The 19857-nt window shown below is 65.0% G+C and carries 20 protein-coding genes; 8 read left to right on the top strand and 12 right to left on the bottom strand.

The window, feature by feature from the left end:
- Positions 1-51 precede the first annotated feature (51 nt).
- From AB3X98_RS21305 to AB3X98_RS21320, 4 genes are all read left to right on the top strand, one after another.
- Positions 52-513, top strand: coding sequence for a peroxiredoxin (locus tag AB3X98_RS21305; protein WP_368604209.1), 462 nt, complete (start codon positions 52-54; stop codon positions 511-513).
- A gap of 399 nt (positions 514-912) precedes the next feature.
- Positions 913-2754 (top strand): PhoH family protein, encoded by a 1842-nt coding sequence (locus AB3X98_RS21310; protein ID WP_069267532.1) that lies wholly within the window; start codon positions 913-915, stop codon positions 2752-2754.
- A 235-nt stretch (positions 2755-2989) separates the two neighbouring features.
- Positions 2990-4123 carry a C40 family peptidase gene (locus AB3X98_RS21315; protein WP_368610309.1) on the top strand — a complete coding sequence of 378 codons (1134 nt, stop codon included), beginning with the start codon at positions 2990-2992 and terminating at the stop codon, positions 4121-4123.
- 136 nt (positions 4124-4259) lie between these two features.
- On the top strand, positions 4260-5066 hold the full coding sequence (locus tag AB3X98_RS21320; RefSeq protein WP_069267534.1) for an SDR family oxidoreductase: 807 nt from the start codon (positions 4260-4262) through the stop codon (positions 5064-5066).
- Between the two features lie 63 nt (positions 5067-5129).
- On the opposite strand, the gene AB3X98_RS21325 is transcribed toward AB3X98_RS21320, so the two are convergent.
- From AB3X98_RS21325 to AB3X98_RS21370, 10 genes are all read right to left on the bottom strand, one after another.
- A complete protein-coding gene (locus AB3X98_RS21325; RefSeq protein ID WP_368604207.1) occupies positions 5130-6140 on the bottom strand; it encodes an anion permease in 1011 nt (336 codons plus the stop codon).
- Between the two features lie 10 nt (positions 6141-6150).
- Complete coding sequence (locus AB3X98_RS21330) at positions 6151-6777, bottom strand: DUF47 domain-containing protein (protein WP_069267536.1); 627 nt, start codon at positions 6775-6777, stop codon at positions 6151-6153.
- 205 nt (positions 6778-6982) lie between these two features.
- Positions 6983-8365 (bottom strand): replicative DNA helicase, encoded by a 1383-nt coding sequence (locus AB3X98_RS21335; protein ID WP_069267537.1) that lies wholly within the window; start codon positions 8363-8365, stop codon positions 6983-6985.
- A gap of 164 nt (positions 8366-8529) precedes the next feature.
- The gene (gene rplI / locus AB3X98_RS21340) at positions 8530-8982 is read right to left on the bottom strand and encodes a 50S ribosomal protein L9 (protein WP_069267538.1); all 453 of its coding nucleotides are present in this window, start codon (positions 8980-8982) and stop codon (positions 8530-8532) included.
- A gap of 27 nt (positions 8983-9009) precedes the next feature.
- The gene (gene rpsR, locus AB3X98_RS21345) at positions 9010-9285 is read right to left on the bottom strand and encodes a 30S ribosomal protein S18 (protein ID WP_027797225.1); all 276 of its coding nucleotides are present in this window, start codon (positions 9283-9285) and stop codon (positions 9010-9012) included.
- Between the two features lie 2 nt (positions 9286-9287).
- The gene (priB, locus tag AB3X98_RS21350) at positions 9288-9587 is read right to left on the bottom strand and encodes a primosomal replication protein N (RefSeq protein WP_028204898.1); all 300 of its coding nucleotides are present in this window, start codon (positions 9585-9587) and stop codon (positions 9288-9290) included.
- 45 nt (positions 9588-9632) lie between these two features.
- Positions 9633-10004 (bottom strand): 30S ribosomal protein S6, encoded by a 372-nt coding sequence (gene rpsF / locus AB3X98_RS21355; protein WP_027818337.1) that lies wholly within the window; start codon positions 10002-10004, stop codon positions 9633-9635.
- Between the two features lie 197 nt (positions 10005-10201).
- On the bottom strand, positions 10202-11128 hold the full coding sequence (locus AB3X98_RS21360; protein WP_368604206.1) for an anti-sigma factor: 927 nt from the start codon (positions 11126-11128) through the stop codon (positions 10202-10204).
- Positions 11118-11912 (bottom strand): RNA polymerase sigma factor, encoded by a 795-nt coding sequence (locus AB3X98_RS21365; protein ID WP_368604205.1) that lies wholly within the window; start codon positions 11910-11912, stop codon positions 11118-11120. The genes AB3X98_RS21360 and AB3X98_RS21365 overlap by 11 nt, the downstream gene beginning before the upstream one ends.
- A gap of 124 nt (positions 11913-12036) precedes the next feature.
- Complete coding sequence (locus AB3X98_RS21370) at positions 12037-12945, bottom strand: LysR substrate-binding domain-containing protein (protein ID WP_254314100.1); 909 nt, start codon at positions 12943-12945, stop codon at positions 12037-12039.
- Between the two features lie 172 nt (positions 12946-13117).
- Between AB3X98_RS21370 and gcl the strand changes: the two genes are divergently transcribed.
- The 4 genes from gcl (at position 13118) to lysM (ending at position 17752) form a co-directional block, all read left to right on the top strand.
- Positions 13118-14902 carry a glyoxylate carboligase gene (gene gcl, locus AB3X98_RS21375; protein ID WP_342945666.1) on the top strand — a complete coding sequence of 595 codons (1785 nt, stop codon included), beginning with the start codon at positions 13118-13120 and terminating at the stop codon, positions 14900-14902.
- Between the two features lie 125 nt (positions 14903-15027).
- Complete coding sequence (gene hyi / locus AB3X98_RS21380; protein ID WP_368604204.1) at positions 15028-15825, top strand: hydroxypyruvate isomerase; 798 nt, start codon at positions 15028-15030, stop codon at positions 15823-15825.
- Positions 15826-15882: 57 nt separating this feature from the next.
- On the top strand, positions 15883-16788 hold the full coding sequence (locus AB3X98_RS21385) for a 2-hydroxy-3-oxopropionate reductase (RefSeq protein ID WP_069267543.1): 906 nt from the start codon (positions 15883-15885) through the stop codon (positions 16786-16788).
- A gap of 454 nt (positions 16789-17242) precedes the next feature.
- Positions 17243-17752 carry a peptidoglycan-binding protein LysM gene (gene lysM / locus AB3X98_RS21390; protein WP_069267544.1) on the top strand — a complete coding sequence of 170 codons (510 nt, stop codon included), beginning with the start codon at positions 17243-17245 and terminating at the stop codon, positions 17750-17752.
- Positions 17753-17839: 87 nt separating this feature from the next.
- Here the strand turns inward: lysM and AB3X98_RS21395 are convergent, their stop codons facing one another.
- Positions 17840-18868 carry an asparaginase gene (locus AB3X98_RS21395; RefSeq protein ID WP_069267545.1) on the bottom strand — a complete coding sequence of 343 codons (1029 nt, stop codon included), beginning with the start codon at positions 18866-18868 and terminating at the stop codon, positions 17840-17842.
- A 50-nt stretch (positions 18869-18918) separates the two neighbouring features.
- Positions 18919-19845 carry a CysB family HTH-type transcriptional regulator gene (locus AB3X98_RS21400; RefSeq protein WP_069267546.1) on the bottom strand — a complete coding sequence of 309 codons (927 nt, stop codon included), beginning with the start codon at positions 19843-19845 and terminating at the stop codon, positions 18919-18921.
- Between the last annotated feature and the right edge of the window lie 12 nt (positions 19846-19857).

The following is a 19857-nucleotide window of genomic DNA, read 5'->3' on the forward strand; positions in this document are numbered from 1 at the left end:
GTGCGCTGCGGCAACGCCAGCCAATAACAAAGGGAGAGCCACGTGCCTGACGTGACCATCGCAGTCGACCACCCCGTCCCGGACTTCACCGCCCCTGCTACCGGCGGCGACTTCACGCTGTCGAGCCTGAAGGGCAGCAAGGTGGTGCTGTACTTCTATCCGAAAGACAACACGCCCGGCTGCACGACCGAAGGCCTGCAGTTCCGCGACCTCTATCCGAAGTTCAAAAAGGCTGGCGCGCAGATCGTGGGCGTGTCGCGCGACAGCGTGCGTTCGCACGATAACTTCAAGGCCAAGCTCGAACTGCCGTTTACCTTGGTATCGGATGCCGACGAAGCGCTGTGCACGCTCTTCGACGTCATCAAATTGAAGAAAATGTATGGCAAACAGGTACGAGGGATCGAACGCTCGACCTTTCTCATCGACGCGACTGGCGTGGTGCGCCAGGAGTGGCGCGGCATCAAGGTCCCGGGCCATGTCGATGAAGTTCTGGAGGCTGTACAAGCGCTTTGAGGAGCGTTATATTGGGCTGCAATGAGTGCCTGTCCAACCCTTTTTACGTCGCGTTGCGGCGGTTTCGCAGCCGGTCATGGAATGACCGGAAGGGCGTATCCGAGGCAACGGGACAACACCGAAGTGAAGCCGCTTGCCTCGTCATCCGGGGCGGCGGCTTTTTTGTTTGTTCGATGCTGTTCTCTCCCGCTTTTCTCCCCGTTCGTGCCGGCTTTGCGACCCGGCGCACGCAAACATCAAGGAGCTGATCGAAAACCAGGCGAACCGGCATTTTCTGACATGAGCGCGCACCTTGCGCAGTAACGGCGGAGGCCTACCCGGCACCCGCACGCACCGCCCGAAAGCGCGCCTTACTGGGTAACCCCGCGACCACTCGACCCGATTTTTTCGAGGGACACCATGCCTTTGCCTACTCCCCCCAGCAAGCTCGGCAACCTGCTGCCGCCCGAAGAATACAAGGCGCGTGCCCGCACGACGCGCAGCACACGCAAGGCCGCGAGCGAGAACGACGCGGCCGACGTTGCAGAATACGGCCCCGGCAGTGTTGCCGAGCCGATGACGCAGGCCGCCAACGCCGCGACCACCTTGCGCACGGTGCCACTTTCCAGCGCCAGCGCCGAACTGGCCGCGCTCGAACCGGTCGCACCGGCGCCCGCGCGCAACAAGCGCAACCACAACAAGCAAGTCACGGCAGCGCTGCTGCAGCCTCTCGAGGCCCGCACCGATGCCGACGAGACACCCGTTGCGCGCGGCGGCAAACCCGCCTCGGCAAAAGCGTCCGGCGGCGCCGCTGCGCCCGCCACGCGCGCCGGCACGAAAAAACGCGTGCATCCCGAAGAGAGCACCGAAGTCCAGAAGCTCTTCGTGCTCGACACCAACGTGCTGATGCACGACCCGACCTGCCTGTTCCGTTTCGAGGAACACGACGTCTATCTGCCGATGATGACGTTGGAAGAACTCGACAACCACAAGAAGGGCATGTCGGAAGTCGCGCGCAACGCGCGCCAGGTGAGCCGCACGCTCGACCAGCTGGTCGCCAATGCGGGCCCGATCTCGGAAGGCATTTCGCTTGGCCGCCTCGGCAGCCGCGAGGCGCTTGGGCGTCTGTACTTCCAGACCACGCTCACGCATATCGATCCGGTCGACGGCCTGCCCCAGGGCAAAGCCGATAACCAGATCCTCGGCGTGGTGCGCGCGCTGCAGCGCGACCGGCCGGACCGCCTCGTCGTGCTGGTGTCGAAAGACATCAACATGCGCATCAAGGCTCATGCGCTCGGCCTGCCTGCGGAAGACTACTTCAACGACCAGGTTCTCGAAGACAAGGACCTGCTCTACTCGGGCGTGCGTGCGCTCCAGCAGGACTTCTGGTCGAAGCACGCCAAGGGCATGGAGTCCTGGCAGGACACCAAGACCGGCACCACGTATTACCGCGTGACGGGTCCCGAGTGCCTCTCGATGCTCGTGAACGAGTTCGTCTATCTCGAGCCGCAGAACGGCGAACCGGCGTTCCACGCGATCGTGCGCGAGCTCAACGGCAAGACGGCGCTCCTGCAAACGCTGCGCGACTACGGCCACCACAAGAACAATGTGTGGGGCATCACGGCGCGCAACCGCGAGCAGAACTTTGCGCTGAACCTGCTGATGAATCCGGAGATCGACTTCGTCACGCTGCTCGGCCAGGCCGGCACGGGCAAGACACTCGTCGCGCTCGCGGCGGGCCTGGCGCAAGTGCTCGACGAGAAGCGCTACAACGAGATCATCGTCACGCGCGCGACCGTGCCGGTTGGCGAGGACATCGGTTTCCTGCCGGGCACCGAAGAAGAAAAGATGCAGCCCTGGATGGGCGCCTTCGACGACAACCTCGAAGTGCTTCAGAAGACCGATGACGCCGCCGGCGAATGGGGGCGCGCCGCGACCCAGGAACTGATCCGCTCGCGCCTGAAGGTCAAGAGCATGAACTTCATGCGCGGCCGCACGTTCGTGGACAAGTATCTGATCATCGACGAGGCGCAGAACCTCACGCCGAAGCAGATGAAGACGCTCGTCACGCGCGCGGGTCCGGGCACGAAGATCGTGTGTCTCGGCAACATCGCGCAGATCGACACGCCGTATCTGACCGAAGGCAGCTCCGGCCTCACCTACGTGGTGGACCGCTTCAAGGGCTGGGCGCACAGCGGCCACGTGACGCTCGCACGCGGCGAACGCTCGCGGCTTGCCGATTACGCGTCCGATATCCTGTAATCCATTCGCTTGGGCGCCGCCTTTCTGGGGCGCCCGTGCAGATGGCGAGGACCGTATCCGGGGAACCGGATACGGTCCTTTTTTATTGCCCAGGCGTCCCCGAGGCACAACAGTTGGCGCACGAACTTCAAGTAAGTTGTGAAGAATTCTTGCGAAAGCGCTGACGGGCGGGCTACCATCCGCCCATGATCCGTTTTCCCGATGGCGCGAGCGTCGCGCGCGCCACCTCCGCTTCATGCGTCGACTCTGGCTTCCGCTTCTGATCGCAGTCCTGCTTGCCGCGTGCTCCAGTGCGCCGCAAAGGGTATCGCGCAGCGGTTCGTCCGCCGGCGAAAACGCGTGGCGCACCAAGCCTGCGGGCTTCCCCAATTTCGTCGATCACAGCGTGGGCCGCGAGGAAATCTCGATCCAGGCGATGGGGCTCGTCGGCATTCCGTATCGCTGGGGCGGCAATACGCCCGACAGCGGCTTCGATTGCAGCGGTCTCGTCAAATACGTGCTCGCGCGCTCGGCCTCGGTGGACTTGCCCCGCACCACGGCCGACATGAGCATGCGCGGCGAAACGATCGAGCCCGACGAGATTGCGGCCGGCGACCTCGTCTTCTTCAATACGACGGGGCGGCCGCATTCGCACGTCGGGATATATGTCGGCAACCTGCGCTTCGTCAACGCGCCTTCGACCGGCGGCACAGTGCGACTCGACTATCTGACCAACCCGTACTGGGCGAAGCGCTTCGACGGGATCCGCCGCATGGCGCCGCCCAAACGCACGCCTTTCGAGACGCCGACCTGGGACGCGTCTGCGCCGGCTGAACGCGTGCCTGGCGCGAACACCGCGCCACCGGCTGCCGCAATGGCGAGCGTCGCGCCGGCTGCGGCGGCGCAGCCCGTGCCGCGAGTCGCGGCCGCGAGCCATTACCGCGTCGTCGGCGCACCGCAGGCGGCCTATGCGGCAACACCACCGACAACGCCAGCCACCACGCCGACGGCTTCCACCGCCGCTCCGGCCGACGCGTTCGAGCCCCCGCCCGCCTCGCTCGGCGCGGCGCAGACGCAGGCACGCGACGCGGGCGCGCTCGCACCGGCGGCCGCGCCCGCCAACAACGCGCCTGCATACGCTACCAACCCCGCCGCCAGCGCCCCGCGCGACGCCATCGACGCCGCCGCCGACGCCTTCGAGCCCCCTCCGCCCACGGCAAGCGCAGCGGCGCGCCAGGCCGGCCAGGTGGGCTCGACGCCGATCCAGGCGACGTCGCCAGCCGCGGGAGGCGCGCAGATCATGCGCGCCTCGACGGCCGGCCCGGCCTCGCCCGCCCCGACCCAGTCCAGCGACGACCCGATCGCGCGCTTTGCCAACGGCGGCGACTGAAGCGACCCGGCCACGGCGCTGCGCGGCACGTTGCCCCTGGCCGCACGGCCGAGCATGCTTGCAGCGGTTTGCGGCGCCCCGCGCCTCTGCTATCGTTTTGGGACCGTTTTTCATACTTTCGCGCAGCGAGGCGACGATGGATCTTGGACTCAGCAAGAAGGTGGTACTCGTGACGGGCGGCAGCAAGGGCATTGGCCTTGCCTGCGCGCGCGCCTTTGCGCAGGAAGGCGCCCGCGTGGCGATCGTCTCGCGCGACCCCGCCAATCTCGCGCGTGCTCGTGAGCAACTAGCGAGCGAAGGCCTGCACGTGCACCTCACGCGCGCGGACCTGCACGAAGCGCATAGCGCCGCCGACGTGGTCGAAGAAGTCTCCACCGCGGTCGGCCCCATCGATATCCTCATCAACAGCGCGGGCGCGGCACGCCGCTACGACCCGGAAACCCTCGATGCGGACGCGTTCAGGGCCACGATGGAGGCGAAATATTTCCCCTACATCTACCCGCAGCAGGAGGTGCTGCGCCGCATGGTGCAGCGGATCAAGTCGGGCGAGAGCATGGAACCCGGGGCGATCGTCAACATCATCGGCATGGGCGGCAAGTTCGCGAGCGACATCCACATCGCGGGCGGCGCGGCCAACGCGGCGCTGATGCTCGCGACCGTGGGCCTCGCGCATTACCACGCGCGCTATGGCATCCGCATCAACGCGATCAACCCCGGCGCCACGCTCACGGAGCGGCTGCAGGAGGCCGTTCAGCTGGAGGCGCAACGCACGGGCGTCGGTGCGCAAGAGGCCTTGGCGAACGGCGAATCGAAGGTGCCGCTCGGGCGCTACGCGAAGCCGGAGGAAATTGCCGATGTCGCGCTCTTCCTCGCGAGCCGCCGCGCGAGCTACGTCACCGGCGCGCTCATTCCGATGGATGGGGCGAGCACGCCGCTGATCTGAAGCGCCCGCCAGCGCGTGGGCGAGGCCTCAAAAGCACTGCGGCGCCCGAAGGCGCCGCAGCTTTTACATGAAGCGGTGACCGAGCCACCATGCGGCCGCGGCCAGCGTGGCCGACGCCGGTATGGTCAGCACCCAGGCCCAGACGATGTTGCCCGCCACGCCCCAGCGCACCGCGCTGAGTTTTTGCGTCGCGCCAACGCCGACAATCGCGCCGGTGATCGTGTGCGTGGTCGAAACGGGAATGCCCAGCGACGAAGCCGTGAAAAGCGTGAGCGCCCCGCCCGCCTCCGCGCAGAAACCGCCCACCGGCTTGAGCCTGGTGATCTTCTGCCCCATCGTGCGCACGATGCGCCAGCCGCCGAACAGCGTGCCGAGACCCATCGACAGATAGCAGCCGCCGATCACCCAGATGGGCGGCGCGTCCGAACCGATCGCCGAGTAGCCCGTTGCGATCAGCAGCATCCAGATGATGCCGATGGTCTTCTGCGCGTCGTTGCCGCCGTGGCCGAGGCTATAGAGGCTCGCGGAGAGCAGCTGCAGGCGCCTGAAGCGCCGGTCGACCTTGCTTGGCGGCGTGCGGAAGTACAGCCACGACACCGTGAGCATGAAGAATGAACCGAGGATGAAACCGAGCAGCGGCGAGATGAAGATGAACGCCACGGTCTTCATGAGTCCGTCGAAGTTGAGCGAGGCCCAGCCCGACTTCGCGAGCGCCGCCCCCACGAGGCCGCCGATCAGCGCGTGCGACGAACTCGATGGAATGCCGTAGTACCAGGTGAGCACGTTCCAGCCGATCGCGCCCATCAGCGCGCCGAACACCACGTAGTGGTCGACGATATCGGGGTCGATGGTGCCCTTGCCTACCGTTTGCGCCACCTTCAGGTGGAAGACGAAATAGGCGATCACGTTGAACATGGCAGCAAAAGCCACCGCCTGCTGCGGCTTCAGAACGCCCGTAGACACGACCGTGGCGATGGAATTCGCCGCGTCGTGAAAGCCGTTCATGAAGTCGAAGACGAGAGCGATGGCGACCAGCGTCGCGACCGCCCAGAGAGCGAGTTGTATCGATTGCATCGCAGGGTGCTCAGGCGTTCTCTAGCACGATGCCTTCGATGATGTTCGCGACATCCTCGCACTTGTCCGTGATCGCTTCGAGCAGTTCGTAGATCGCCTTCAGCTTGATCAGGTTCTTGACGTCGTCTTCCTCGCGGAAGAGCTTCGAAATGGCCCCGCGCAGCAAGCGGTCGGCGTCGGACTCCAGACGGTCGATGTCTTCGCAGGCCTGCAGGATCTCGCGCGCCTGCTTCATGTCGGAGAGCAGGCCCACCGCCAGCTGCACGCGCTCGGCCGTGGCCGTCACCACGTGCGCCAGCTGGCTCGCCTCGGCGGTCACGGCTTGCACGTCGTAGAGCGAGATGGCCGTGGCGACGTCTTCCATCAGGTCGAGGCAGTCGTCCATCGTCGTGATCAGCTTGTGGATCTCGTCGCGGTCGAGCGGTGTGATGAAGGTCTTGTGCAGAAGGTCGATCGCCTCGTGCGTGAGCTTGTCGGCGGCCTTTTCGGAGGCCTGCACATTCTGCTTGTGAACCTCGGCGTCAGCGAGGTTATCGATCAGGAGTTCGAGTTCGCGGCTCGCGGAAACGATGCATTTCGCATGCGCATTGAAAATCTCGAAGAACTTGCCCTCGGTGGGCATGAATCGACCGAACATTGGTATCCCGGAAATTGGTCTCGGATTGCCGTCACGAAGCGGTGACTTCGCGGTCACTTCGCGGCAATCGGGCAGCAAAATAAGTGACAGAGATGGCTGTCATAAAACGGCAATATTGTATCGCCAGGCGGGAGCTGCCGCATGGATCGGCAGCCGCCAACGCGGAATTTGCGCCACTTTGGCGCAAGCCGCGCAACGCTTTGCGTTATTCGCCGTAGAAGGTCTGCGCCCCGGCAAAATTATCGAACTTCGTGTATTGACCGTGGAACGTGAGGCGAACGGGTCCGATCGGACCGTTACGCTGCTTGCCGATGATGATTTCGGCCGTGCCCTTGTCGGGGCTGTCGGGGTTGTAGACTTCGTCGCGATAGATGAACAGGATGACGTCCGCGTCCTGTTCGATTGCGCCCGATTCGCGCAGGTCCGACATCACCGGCCGCTTGTTCGGACGCTGCTCCAGACCGCGGTTCAACTGCGAGAGCGCGATCACAGGGACATCCAGTTCCTTCGCCAGGCTCTTGAGCGAGCGCGAAATTTCCGAAATTTCGGTCGCACGGTTCTCGCCCGTGCCCGAGCCGCTCATCAGCTGCAGGTAGTCGATGATGATGAGCCCGAGCTTGCCGCACTGGCGCGACAGACGCCGCGCACGCGAGCGCAATTCCATCGGATTCAGGCCGCCGGTTTCGTCGATGAAGATCTGCGCCTCGCTCATTTTCTGCACGGCGTGCGTGAGCTTCGGCCAATCCTCATCGGTCAGACGGCCCGTACGCATGCGGTGCTGATCCAGACGGCCCACCGACCCGAGCATACGCATGATGAGCTGCGTGCCCGGCATTTCCATGGAGAACACGGCCACCGGCAGGCCATACTCGACGGCCACGTACTCGCCGATGTTCATCGAGAACGCGGTCTTACCCATCGAGGGGCGCCCTGCCACGATGATCAGCTCGCCGCCGTGCATGCCCGACGTCATGCGGTCGAGGTCCATGAAGCCCGTAGGCGTGCCCGTCACGTCGCTCGGGTTGGCCGTGTGATAGAGCGTGTCGATGCGCTCCACGACCTGCGTGAGCAGCGGCCCGATCTCGAGGAAGCCCTGGGTGCCGCGCGCGCCGTCTTCGGCGATCGAGAACACCTTCGACTCGGCCTCGTCGAGCAGCTGGCGCACTTCCTTGCCCTGCGGGTTGAAGGCGTCGGCGGAAATTTCGTCGGCGACGGACACGAGCCGGCGCAGCACCGCACGGTCACGCACGATTTCCGCGTAGCGGCGAATATTCGCGGCGCTCGGCGTGTTCTGCGCGAGCGCGTTCAGGTATGCGAGCCCGCCCACGTCATCCGCTTTGCCCGAGGTGCCGAGCGCCTCGTACACCGTCACCACGTCGGCCGGGCGCGTGGCGGCGATCAGCCGGCCAATATGCTCGAAAATGATGCGGTGATCGTAGCGATAGAAGTCGCTTTGCGAGAGGAAGTCGGCAATCCGGTCCCATGCGCCGTTATCCAGCAGCAGGCCGCCGAGCACCGATTGCTCGGCTTCGATCGAATGCGGCGGGACTTTCAGCGAGTCGAGTTGGGGATCTTTCGGAGCGTTCATGGAGGGCAATTATCGGACAAGGGGGTGCCTCGAACAAGCTTGAAAACTTGCAACGCGCGTAGCGTCCAGGCCGCGCACAACAAAAAAGGCAGAAGCCCTGCGGCTCCTGCCCTTCCTGAGTCTTGCGTCAAACCGTGCGGCCCGTGAGGGCCGCACGTGGGTACTTAGGCGTGCTCGCCGAGCACCGACACCGTGACGTCGACGAGGACGTCGGTGTGCAGTGCAACCTGCACCGGGTGGTCGCCCACCATCTTCAGCGGGCCTTCCGGCAGGCGCACTTGCGCCTTTTCCACTGCGAAGCCTTGCTTCGTGAGCGCAACGGCGATGTCCGCGTTCGTGACCGAACCGAACAGGCGGCCGTCCACGCCGGCCTTCTGGCCGATCTGGACGGTCAGGCCGTTCAGCTTTTCGCCTTCGGCTTGCGCTGCTGCCAGCTTTTCAGCGGCGACCTTTTCGAGTTCTGCGCGGCGGACTTCGAATTCAGCGATTGCGTCCTTCGTAGCACGGCGTGCCTTCTTGTTCGGGATCAGGAAGTTACGTGCGTAACCGTCCTTCACCTTGACGATGTCGCCGAGGTTACCCAGGTTGACGACTTTTTCCAGAAGAATGATCTGCATTCTATTGCTCCTTATCGCGTCGTCTTATTAGGCCTTGTGCTGGTCGGTGTACGGCATCAGCGCGAGGAAACGCGCGCGCTTGATAGCCGTGTCCAGCTGACGCTGATAGTGGGCCTTCGTACCCGTCAGACGAGCCGGCGTGATCTTGCCGTTTTCGCCGATGAAGTCCTTCAGCGTGTCGAGGTCCTTGTAGTCGATTTGTTCGACGTTTGCAGCCGTGAAGCGGCAGAACTTCTTGCGCTTGAAGAGCGGGTTTTGTTGCTGACGACGCTTGTCGAATTTCTTACCAGTCGGGCGGGGCATGATTAGTCCTTTCCTGTGCCTTGCATTTCGGTGATGTGAAACACCAGGGTTCGCGCATTGCGGTGCTTTTTCGCCAGAAAACCGGTGAAGAGCGCTTCCACGCCCATCTCACAGCTTTCTACGAGACCGCAGGCCTTGCCGGCCGCGACCGCGGGCATCGTGAGTTCGACGAAGCGGGGAATGCCGGCTTCGACGACCTCCGTGCGATGCTGCAACGTGACGCTTGCGATCGGAACGCCGGCGGGGGTATACCGCACCGGTTCGCGTTCGACGACGCTAGCGGTAAGTTGAAGCCTGTTCACGCGGGGTTGGCTATGACTTTGCTTGAATCCTGATGGCTTACGTACTTAAGCCTGCGCTTCGGTCGGCTGGGCAGCCGCCTTCTTGGCTTCTTCGCGCTGCACTTCCTTCATCATCGGCGACGGGCCGGTTTCGGCCTTCTTCATCTTGACGATGAGGTGACGCAGAACAGCGTCGTTGAACTTGAACGCGTGTTCCAGTTCGTCGAGCGTGGTCTGGTCGCATTCGATGTTCATGCAGACGTAGTGAGCCTTCGCGAGTTTCTCGATCATGTAGGCCAGTTGACGACGGCCCCAGTCTTCGATGCGGTGGATCTGGCCACCGTGCGAGGTGATCGTGCTCTTGTAGCGCTCGATCATGGCGGGCACCTGCTCGCTCTGATCGGGATGCACGATGAAGACGATTTCGTAATGACGCATGTATCACTCCTTGTGGATTTAAGCCACCCGGGCGTCGGAACCGGTGCGGCAAGTGAGAAGCCGAAGATTGTAGCGCGGATGGGCTACGCACGCAAGACAGATCGTGCGTTCGGGCGATGATTCGGGCGTGTTTTCAATGACTTGCGCGGCGAGGAGCGCCATGAAGGCGCCCCTGTGCGGCCGTGTGAGGCGACAGCCTAGCTGCCGGCCGCCTCGCTCGCGCCGCCCGCGAGACGGGCGTCGAGCGCCGCGCGCAGGCCGTCGAGCGCGTCCGCACCGGCGTCCGACACCGCCCACAAGGTCATGCCCGCCGCCTGCCAGCGCAGAAGTGCGTAGCCTTCGCTCGAACTCTGCGGCACGGCGCCCGAGACGGCCGGCCCGTTCGCGCCTGGCGGGAACACATAGACATCGATCACGTGCTTGCCATGGTGATAGACGAGCACGGCGACGCGTTCGCGCCCCACATAATCGAGACGTCCGCCCGCGAGCGCGAAGCCCTGCTGCGCCAGATCGAAGACAGGCGGCGCGTAGTCGATCCGGCCATTGAACCACGGCTTCACGGTATGGCGGTCGGTCGAGATCACGTCGATATCGCGGCCCGAAATCTGGGCCCGCACGTGGCTGGACACGAGATCGTCGACGAAGGCCATCTCAGCGGCCGGGCGGCGCAGTTGCAGCGTGGCAATCACTGCCAGCGCGCAAAGAATCAACACCGCGCAGCCGAACCACGCGAGCGTGGCCGCGCGCGGCCCCGCGTTGACGGACGCAGCGCCCCAGCCACGACCGCCCGCCTCGCCTCGCGCCCCGCCGCCGCTGCCCGGCCACCAGTTGCGCAGCCAGGCGCGCCAGCCGCCCGAAGCGCGCGCGGGGGTTGGCGATGGCACTGCTTTCGCCGGCGGTACGTCCGTCGCCGGCAATGCCGCGACGATACGCGCAGCCAGCCCAGCCGGCGCACGGTGGTATGGCGCGGATCGGGTCATTCGAGAGATGGCCTGCGCGTCGTCGGCGACACGCCGGCATGGCTCGCAGCCTGCGAGATGCTCGCGCACACGCCATTCGTCGGCGGCGGAGAGTTCGCGGTCGACGCTCGCGTCGACCAGCGGGCGCGCTTCGTTACAGTTCATCGGGCGCCTCCGTCGTTCGGCCTTCGGTTTGAGAGCGAGTGCGCAACGGCGCTCCGCCGTCGGCGGCCGGCTCCTCGCGGAACCGACCGCCGTTCCCCCGGCCGGATGGTCTCCTGGCTTGACTGCTTCCCCCGACTCCTGCCCTGTCGTCCGCGCAGCCGGGGCCGCGGACAACCGAATCGTTTGCAGTCTCACCGACTGCACTACCTGCCGCTGACCTGTTTCGCTCGCCGCCGTGGTACGCCGCCAGCAGCGTCGCCAACCGTCTGCGGCCACGCGCGAGCCGCGACATCACGGTGCCGAGCGGCAGATCGGCGATCGCCGCGATCTCGCGATAACCCAGCTCCTCCAGCTCGCGCAGCACCAGTACTTCCCGATACTCCACCGGCAGGCGCCTGAGCGCATCCTGCACATAACGGGTGTCTTCGGCGCGGATCGCGAGCGTCTCGGGATCGACGCCGCCCGTTTCCCAGCCTTCGAGCGGCGCGTCGTCGCGCAACTCGTCGAACGGCGCCACCTCTTCCGCGCCCGCGCGCCGCCGCCATTCGTCGTACCAGACGCGCCGCACGATCGCGAGCAGCCAGGGGCGGGCCTCGTCGCCGCGAAACGCGTCGAAGAAGCGGAACGCCCGTAGAAACGCCTCCTGGACGATATCTTCCGCGTCGCCCGGGTTACGCGAGAGCCAGCGCGCGAGGTTGTAGGCCGCATCGAGATGCGGCAGCGCCAGCGCCTGAAAGCGGCGGCTGCGTGCGGCCTCATCCTGCTCGTACGCGGTTTCTCCCACGTCGTCCCCTCGCGTCTTCGTTTGGCTTACGCGACCGTGGCCGCATACAGGCACTACCGAAGCTCGGGCCAGTTTATTCCCGCTCCGTGTGCACGAAAACGAAAAATAAATGCGAAACGCGCGACTACGCGCCGGCCCAGTACCCCGGACGCGCGTAGACCTCCTTGAGGTAGTCGATGAAGTAGCGCACGCGCGCCGGCACGTAGCGCTGCTGCGGATACACCGCGAGGATGTCGTAATCGGGCAGCGCGTATTCGTCGAGCACCGTTTCGAGTTCGCCGCGCGCGAGCTGGGCGTCGATCTCCCAGGTCGAACGCCAGCCAAGGCCGAGGCTCTCGGTCACCCAGCGGTGCAGCAGCTCGCCGTCGTTGCAGTCGAGCGTGCCGCCCACGCGCACGGTGACGAGCTTGCCGCCGCGGCTGAAGTACCAGCCGCGGTTCTGGCCGCCCTGCAGGTTGAACGCGAGGCAATTGTGGTTTGGCAGGTCTTCGAGCGTTTTCGGCCGCCCGTGCTTGCGGAAATATTCGGGCGTGCCGCACACGACGCGCCGGTTGGTGGCGAGCTTCACGGCGACGAAGTTCGGGTCCACCGCGCCGCCGATGCGGATCGACAGGTCGTAGCCCTCGCGCACCAGATCGACCACGCGGTCGGTGAGATTGAACGACACCTGCAGTTCGGGCTTGTCGGCGAGGAACTCGGGCGCGAGCGGCGCGACGTGCTTGCGCCCGAACGCCGCCGGCGCCGAGACGATCAGATGGCCGCTCACCACCTGGCGCCCGGCGGATAGTTCGTTTTCGGCCTGATCCCAGTCGGCGAGCAGGCCGCGGCAGCGTTCGAGAAAGGCCGCGCCCTCCTCGCTCACTACGAGCCGCCGCGTGGAACGGTAGATGAGCTTCACGCCGAGACGCTTCTCCAGCGCGTCGATACGCCGCCCGAGGATCACCGGCGAAACACCTTCCTCGAGCGCCGCCGCCGCGAGGCTGCCCGCGTCTGCGACGCGCACGAAGGTTTCGATCTGCTTGAATCGGTCCATTGCGTGTCTCCCCCGTCGGGTTGCGAGCCGGAAAGCCCCCTCCCGCCGGCATTCCATACTTTTTGTTTCGGAATAAACGACCTGGACTGATCTTATCAAACCTTTCCTGCGCCCCTAAAGTGGGCCTCAACGCATCGCCATTCCTCGCATACGAGACATTCAGGAGACAATCATGGCCAAAATGAGAGCCGTCGACGCCGCCGTTCTGGTGCTCGAAAAAGAAGGCATCGACACCGCTTTCGGCGTGCCGGGCGCCGCCATCAATCCGTTCTATTCGGCGATGAAAAGGGCCGGCGGCATCACGCACGTGCTGGCGCGCCACGTCGAAGGCGCCTCGCACATGGCCGAAGGCTACACGCGCGCCACGCCGGGCAACATCGGCGTGTGTATCGGCACCTCTGGTCCCGCGGGCACCGACATGATCACGGGCCTCTACTCGGCCCAGGCCGATTCGATTCCGATCCTCGCGATCACGGGCCAGGCGCCGCGCGCGCGCCTCTACAAGGAAGACTTCCAGGCCGTCGACATCGAGTCGATCGCCAAGCCCGTCACCAAGTGGGCCGTCACCGTGCGCGAGCCGGCGCTCGTGCCGCGCGTGTTCCAGCAGGCGTTCCATCTGATGCGCTCGGGCCGTCCGGGTCCGGTGCTGGTCGATCTGCCGATCGACGTGCAGCTCGCCGAAATCGAATTCGACATCGACACGTACGAGCCGCTGCCGGTCTACAAGCCGCGCGCGACGCGCAAGCAGATCGAAGCCGCGCTCGAACTGCTCAACGCGAGCGACAAACCGCTGATCGTCTCGGGCGGCGGCGTGCTCAACGCGGCAGCCGAAGACCTGCTCGTGCAGTTCGCCGAAACCGTGGGCGTGCCCGTGATCCCGACGCTCATGTCGTGGGGCGCGATTGCCGACGACCATCCGCTCATGGCCGGCATGGTCGGCCTGCAGACCTCGCATCGCTACGGCAACGCCACGATGCTCGCCTCCGACTTCGTGCTCGGCATCGGCAACCGCTGGGCGAACCGCCATACGGGCAGCGTCGAGGTGTACACGAAGGGTCGCAAGTTCGTGCACGTCGATATCGAACCGACGCAGATCGGCCGCGTGTTCGGCCCGGATCTCGGCATTGTCTCGGACGCGAAGGCCGCACTCGAACTGTTCGTCGAAATCGCCAGGGAATGGAAGGCCGCGGGCAAGCTGAAGGATCGCAGCGCGTGGGTGGCCGACTGCCAGGAGCGCAAGCGCACGATGCTTCGCAAGACGCACTTCGAGAACACGCCGATCAAGCCGCAACGCGTGTACGAAGAGATGAACAAGGCGTTTGGCCGCGACACCTGCTACGTGAGCACCATCGGCCTTTCGCAGATCGCCGGCGCGCAGTTCCTGCACGTGTATAAGGCGCGCAACTGGATCAACTGCGGCCAGGCGGGCCCGCTCGGCTGGACGATTCCCGCGGCGCTCGGTGTGCGCGCAGCCGATCCGACGCGTCCCATCGTGGCGCTCTCGGGCGACTACGACTTCCAGTTCATGGTCGAAGAGCTGGCCGTGGGCGCGCAGTTCAAGCTGCCGTACGTGCACGTCGTCGTGAATAACTCGTATCTCGGCCTGATCCGCCAGGCGCAGCGCGCGTTCGACATGGACTTCTGCGTGCAGCTCGCGTTCGAGAACATCAACGCGCCTGAAGTGAACGGCTATGGCGTCGATCACGTGACGGTCGCCGAAGGCCTCGGCTGCAAGGCGCTGCGCGTGTTCAAGCCCGAAGAGATCGCCCCGGCGCTCAAAGAGGCCCAGGCGCTCGCCGCCGAGCACAGCGTGCCGGTCGTCGTCGAAGTGATACTCGAGCGTGTGACCAACATCTCGATGGGCACCGAGATCGACGCCATCAACGAGTTCGAGGAACTGGCCGAAAAACCCGAGCACGCGCCGACTGCCATCAGCGCGATCAATGCCCTCGACTGAGCGCACTCGAGCCCGCATCAACGCAGCACGAGCGGCGCGCTTGGCATCGGCGCGCTGCCTGAATGATTGACTGCGTGACCTTCCGCCTGACTTCTTTCATTGACCGACCAGCGAGACCCAGCACCATGCCAAAATTCGCCGCGAACCTCACCATGCTGTTCAACGAAGTGCCCTTCCTCGACCGCTTCGCAGCGGCCGCACAAGCGGGCTTCGACGCCGTGGAGTTCCTGTTCCCGTATCCGTACAAGGCCGCCGACCTGGCCGAGCGTCTCGAGGTCAACGGGCTGAAGCTCGTCCTCCACAACCTGCCCGCCGGCAACTGGGAAGCGGGCGAGCGCGGCATTGCCTGCCTGCGCGAGCGCCGCGGCGAGTTCCAGGAAGGCGTGGGCCGCGCGATCGACTATGCGAAGGCGCTGAAGGTGCCGCAACTGAACTGCCTCGTCGGCATTCCGACGGCAGGCGTCGATCGCGACACGGCGCTCGCCACGATCGTCGAGAACCTGCGCTACGCCGCGGGTGAATTGAAACGCGAAGGCATCCGCCTGCTGGTCGAGCCGTGCAATTCGTACGACATTCCCGGCTTCGCGCTGAACCGCTCGGGCGAAGCGCTCGACGTGATCGAAAAGACCGGCTCGGACAACCTCTTCCTGCAGTACGACATCTATCACATGCAGCGTATGGAAGGCGAACTCGCCGCGACGATCAAGAAGCACTTCGCGAAAATCGCCCACGTCCAGCTCGCCGACAATCCTGGCCGCAACGAACCCGGCACGGGCGAAATCAACTACCCGTTCCTGTTCGATCTGCTCGACTCGCTCGGCTACGAAGGCCACATCGGCTGCGAGTACAAGCCGCGCACGACGACCGTCGAAGGCCTCGGCTGGCTGCGCAGCGCGAAGCAGCGCACCGCCGAACTCGCCTGAGCCCGCAATCGGACGCAACGACGCACATTCACGCATTCGCTTTAACGGAGACACAAGATGGCAAAGATTGGCTTTATCGGACTCGGCATCATGGGCGCGCACATGGCGCGCAATCTCATCAAGGGCGGCCACACGCTCGCCGTGAACGGCAAGTATCCGGTGCCCGACGACCTGCGCACGCAAACCGAAGTCGTCGCCGATTCGACGGCTGTCGCGAAGGTGTCGGACATCGTCATCGTGATGGTGCCGGACACGCCTGATGTCGCCAACGTCCTGTTCGCCGACGACGGCGTCGCCAAGGGTCTCTCGGCCGGCAAGCTCGTGATCGACATGAGCTCGATCTCTCCGCTCGAAACGCAACAGTTCGCCAAGCAGATCAACGCGCTCGGCTGCGACTATCTCGACGCGCCGGTCTCGGGCGGTGAAGTCGGCGCACGCGAAGCCACGCTCACGATCATGGTGGGCGGCCCGCAGAAGTCGTTCGATCTTGCCAAGCCGCTGTTCGAATTGATGGGCAAGAATATTTCGCTCATCGGCGACAACGGCGCGGGCCAGACCTGCAAGGTGGCGAACCAGATCATCGTCGCGCTGAACATCGAGGCCGTGGCCGAAGCGCTGCTGTTCGCAGCACGTTCGGGCGCGGACCCCGAGCGCGTGCGCAAGGCCCTCATGGGCGGCTTCGCTTCGTCGCGCATTCTCGAAGTGCACGGCGAGCGCATGACCAGGCGCACGTTCAATCCGGGCTTCCGCATCGAACTGCACCAGAAGGACCTGAACCTCGCGATCGACGGCGCGCGCAAGCTGGGCATCGCCCTGCCGCATACCGCGAGCGCGCAGCAGCTCTTCAGCGTGTGCGCCGCGAACGGCGGCAAGGCATGGGACCACTCGGCCATGATCCGCGCGCTCGAGATCATGGCGAACTTCGAGATCGCCGAGCCGCAAGCGCAGGTGAAGGTGGCTTGAGTTTCAGCGGTAGCAGGTAGCAGCACGGCGGTTCGCGCGACGCAACGAGCGGACCGCCTGTAGAACCGGATCACGCATACCGGCTGGTGCGCAGGCATTCGAGCGTGTGCATCAGCCTCCCGTGGGGCGCTTCGCAGCGGCGGCAACCGTCGCGAGGCAAATCGGTGCCGCTCTGGGCTGAGGGCGGCCAGTGGGGTCCGAAAGCGGCGCCCGGTGACGGCGGGGAAGCCTTGGTCGGTCAGACGTCGTCATCGGGTGTCCGCGTGTCGGATGCCCGTTTTTCTTTGCCTTCTCTCTTCTTTCCCCGGTTTCACACTCTTTGACGCTGCCCCGATGGACGCGTTCGCGACCGCGTTTCTAGAATCGTGCTTTCATCGGGCTGTCATGCCGACGGGTCAATGTGGACCCGACGCGTGACCACCCAGTCATTTCCAGCACGTGAGGAGTGTGATCGATGGGCATTATCAATTTCATCAAGGAAGCAGGCGAAAAACTCTTCGGCACGGCTGCCGCGCCGGCCGCCGCCGCGGAACCCGCTGCCGCACCGGCAGACCCCGCTGCGAATCTCGCCGAGCTGAACCAGAAGGCCGGCGACGCGATCGCGGCCTATATCCGCTCGCAGGGCCTCGACGCCGACAACCTCGGCGTAACCTACGACGGCGTCTCGCACACGGTGACGGTCACCGGCAACGCCGCCGACCAGCCCACCAAGGAGAAGATCCTCGTCGCGGCCGGCAACGTGCAGAACGTCGACAAGGTCGACGACCAGATGACCGTGACCAACCCCGCGCCCGAAGCGCAGCACCACACGGTCGTTGCCGGCGACAACCTCTGGAAGATCGCCGAAAAGTACTATGGCAGCGGCGCGAAGAACGACGCGATCTTCGAGGCGAACACGCCGATGCTCAAGAGCCCGGACAAGATCTATCCGGGTCAGGTGCTCGTGATTCCGCCGCTGCAGTAAGTGCGGCGACACACGAACAGGGCCAGAAACGAAACGGGCCTGGCGGAGCGATCCGCCAGGCCCGTTTTACTTTGTACGCGGCCAGGCTCAGTACGTGTCGAACACGCCCTGCAGCCCCGCCTTGTCGGTCGTGCCAGCCGCCAGCGCGAGCAGCAGCAGCACACGCGCCTTGTACGGGCTAAGCGTGCCCGAAGACACGAAGCCGAGCGTATCGTCCTTGGCCGCGCCGTTGTGCATCACGTGGCCCGAGCCGACGCGCGAGGCGCGCACGACGGCCACGCCCTTGGCGGCCGCTTCGGCCAGCGACTGCTGCAACGCGCCGTGAATCGAGCCGTTGCCCGTGCCGGCCACGACGAACCCATCCACACCGGCGGCAAAGAGTGCTTCGACCGCCGCGCGCGACACGCCCGCGTAGCTCGTCACGATCTCGACCTGCGGCCATTGGACCGGTGCCGTGAACGGCGCATCGACCGTATGCGGGCGCAGCGCGCGGCGCTGGAATTCCACGCGCCCATCCTGCACCCAGCCCAGCGCGCCGATTTCCGGCGACTGGAATGCATCCACCGCATAGGTGCTGATCTTCGCGACGTCGCGTGCGCAATGAATGCGGTTATTGAACGCCACCAGCACGCCCTGTCCCGCCGCCGCCTCGCTCGCCGCGAGCGTGACGGCATTGAGCAGATTGAGCGGGCCGTCGGCGGAAAGCGCCGTGGCGGGCCGCATGGCGGCCGTCAAGATACATGGCTTCGCGCTCTTCACCGTGAGATGCAGCAGGTACGCGGTTTCTTCGAGCGTATCCGTGCCGTGCGTGATCACCACGCCGTCGATCTCGTCGCTGGCCAGCAGTTCGTTCACGCGCTGCGCGAGCGTAGTCCACAGCGCAAGCGACATGTCCTTGCTGTCGATGCTCGCGACCTGCTCGGCATGGATCTGGGCGATGGCGTCGAGGCCCGGCACGGCTGCGAGCAGCTGCGCGACGCCGATCACGCCGGCCTGGTAGCCCGCGGTGTTCGCGGCGTCCGCGGCGGAGCCCGCAATCGTGCCGCCCGTGGCGAGCACGGCAATGCGCGGCAGCGCCCTGGGCGCCGCCGCTGAAGAGGAAGTGGAAGTATTCATGGCGGCGATTTTAAGCGATCCGCCGCCCGCCGAGAAAATCAGCGCGCTTTTCAGGTTGCCTCGCGCAGCTGGCTCGCGATCTGCTGCTCGGTGAGCTGCGGCGCGAACATTTCGATGAGCCGGTACGCGTACTGGCGCAGGAATGCGCCCTTGCGCAGGCCCACTCGCGTCGTGCTCGCATCGAAGAGATGCTCCGTGTCGAGCGCGACGAGTTCGCTGTCGCGCTTCGGGTCGTAGGCCATCGCCGCGACGATGCCCACGCCCATGCCGAGTTCGACGTAGGTCTTGATCACGTCCGCGTCGATGGCGGTCAGCACCACGTCGGGCACCACGCTCGCTTTCGCGAACGCCTGGTCGATGTGCGAGCGGCCCGTGAAGTCCTGGTCGTAGGTGATGACCGGATACTCGGCCACGTCTTCGAGCGTGAGATTTTCGCGGCCCACGAGCGGATGCGACTTCGGCACGACCACCACGTGATGCCACGAGTAGCACGGGAACGTGACGATGTCGGGGAAGCGGTCGAGCGCCTCGGTCGAGATGCCGATGTCGGCCTCGCCGTTGATGATCATCTGCGCGATCTGCTGCGGATTGCCCTGACGCAACGCGAGATGGACCTTCGGAAACACTTCGCGGAACCGGTGCACGACCTTAGGCAGCGCGTAACGCGCCTGCGTGTGCGTCGTCGCGACCACGAGGTGGCCGCTGTCCTGGTCCGCGAACTGGCGCGCCACGCGGCGCAGGTTCTCGGCGTCGAGCAGCATGCGCTCGATCAGCTGATGCACGGCCTTGCCAGGCTCCGTGAGGCCGGTCAGGCGCTTGCCGCGGCGAATGAAAATGTCCACGCCGAGCTCGTCTTCGAGATCCTTGATCTGCTTGGAAACGCCTGATTGCGACGTATACAGCACGTTCGCCACTTCGGTCAGGTTCATGTTCTGCCGTACGGCTTCGCGCACGAAACGCAACTGCTGAAAATTCATGGTCTTCTCTCC

This window comes from Paraburkholderia sp. BR14312, assembly GCF_040948675.1.
Classification (GTDB): domain Bacteria; phylum Pseudomonadota; class Gammaproteobacteria; order Burkholderiales; family Burkholderiaceae; genus Paraburkholderia; species Paraburkholderia nodosa_A.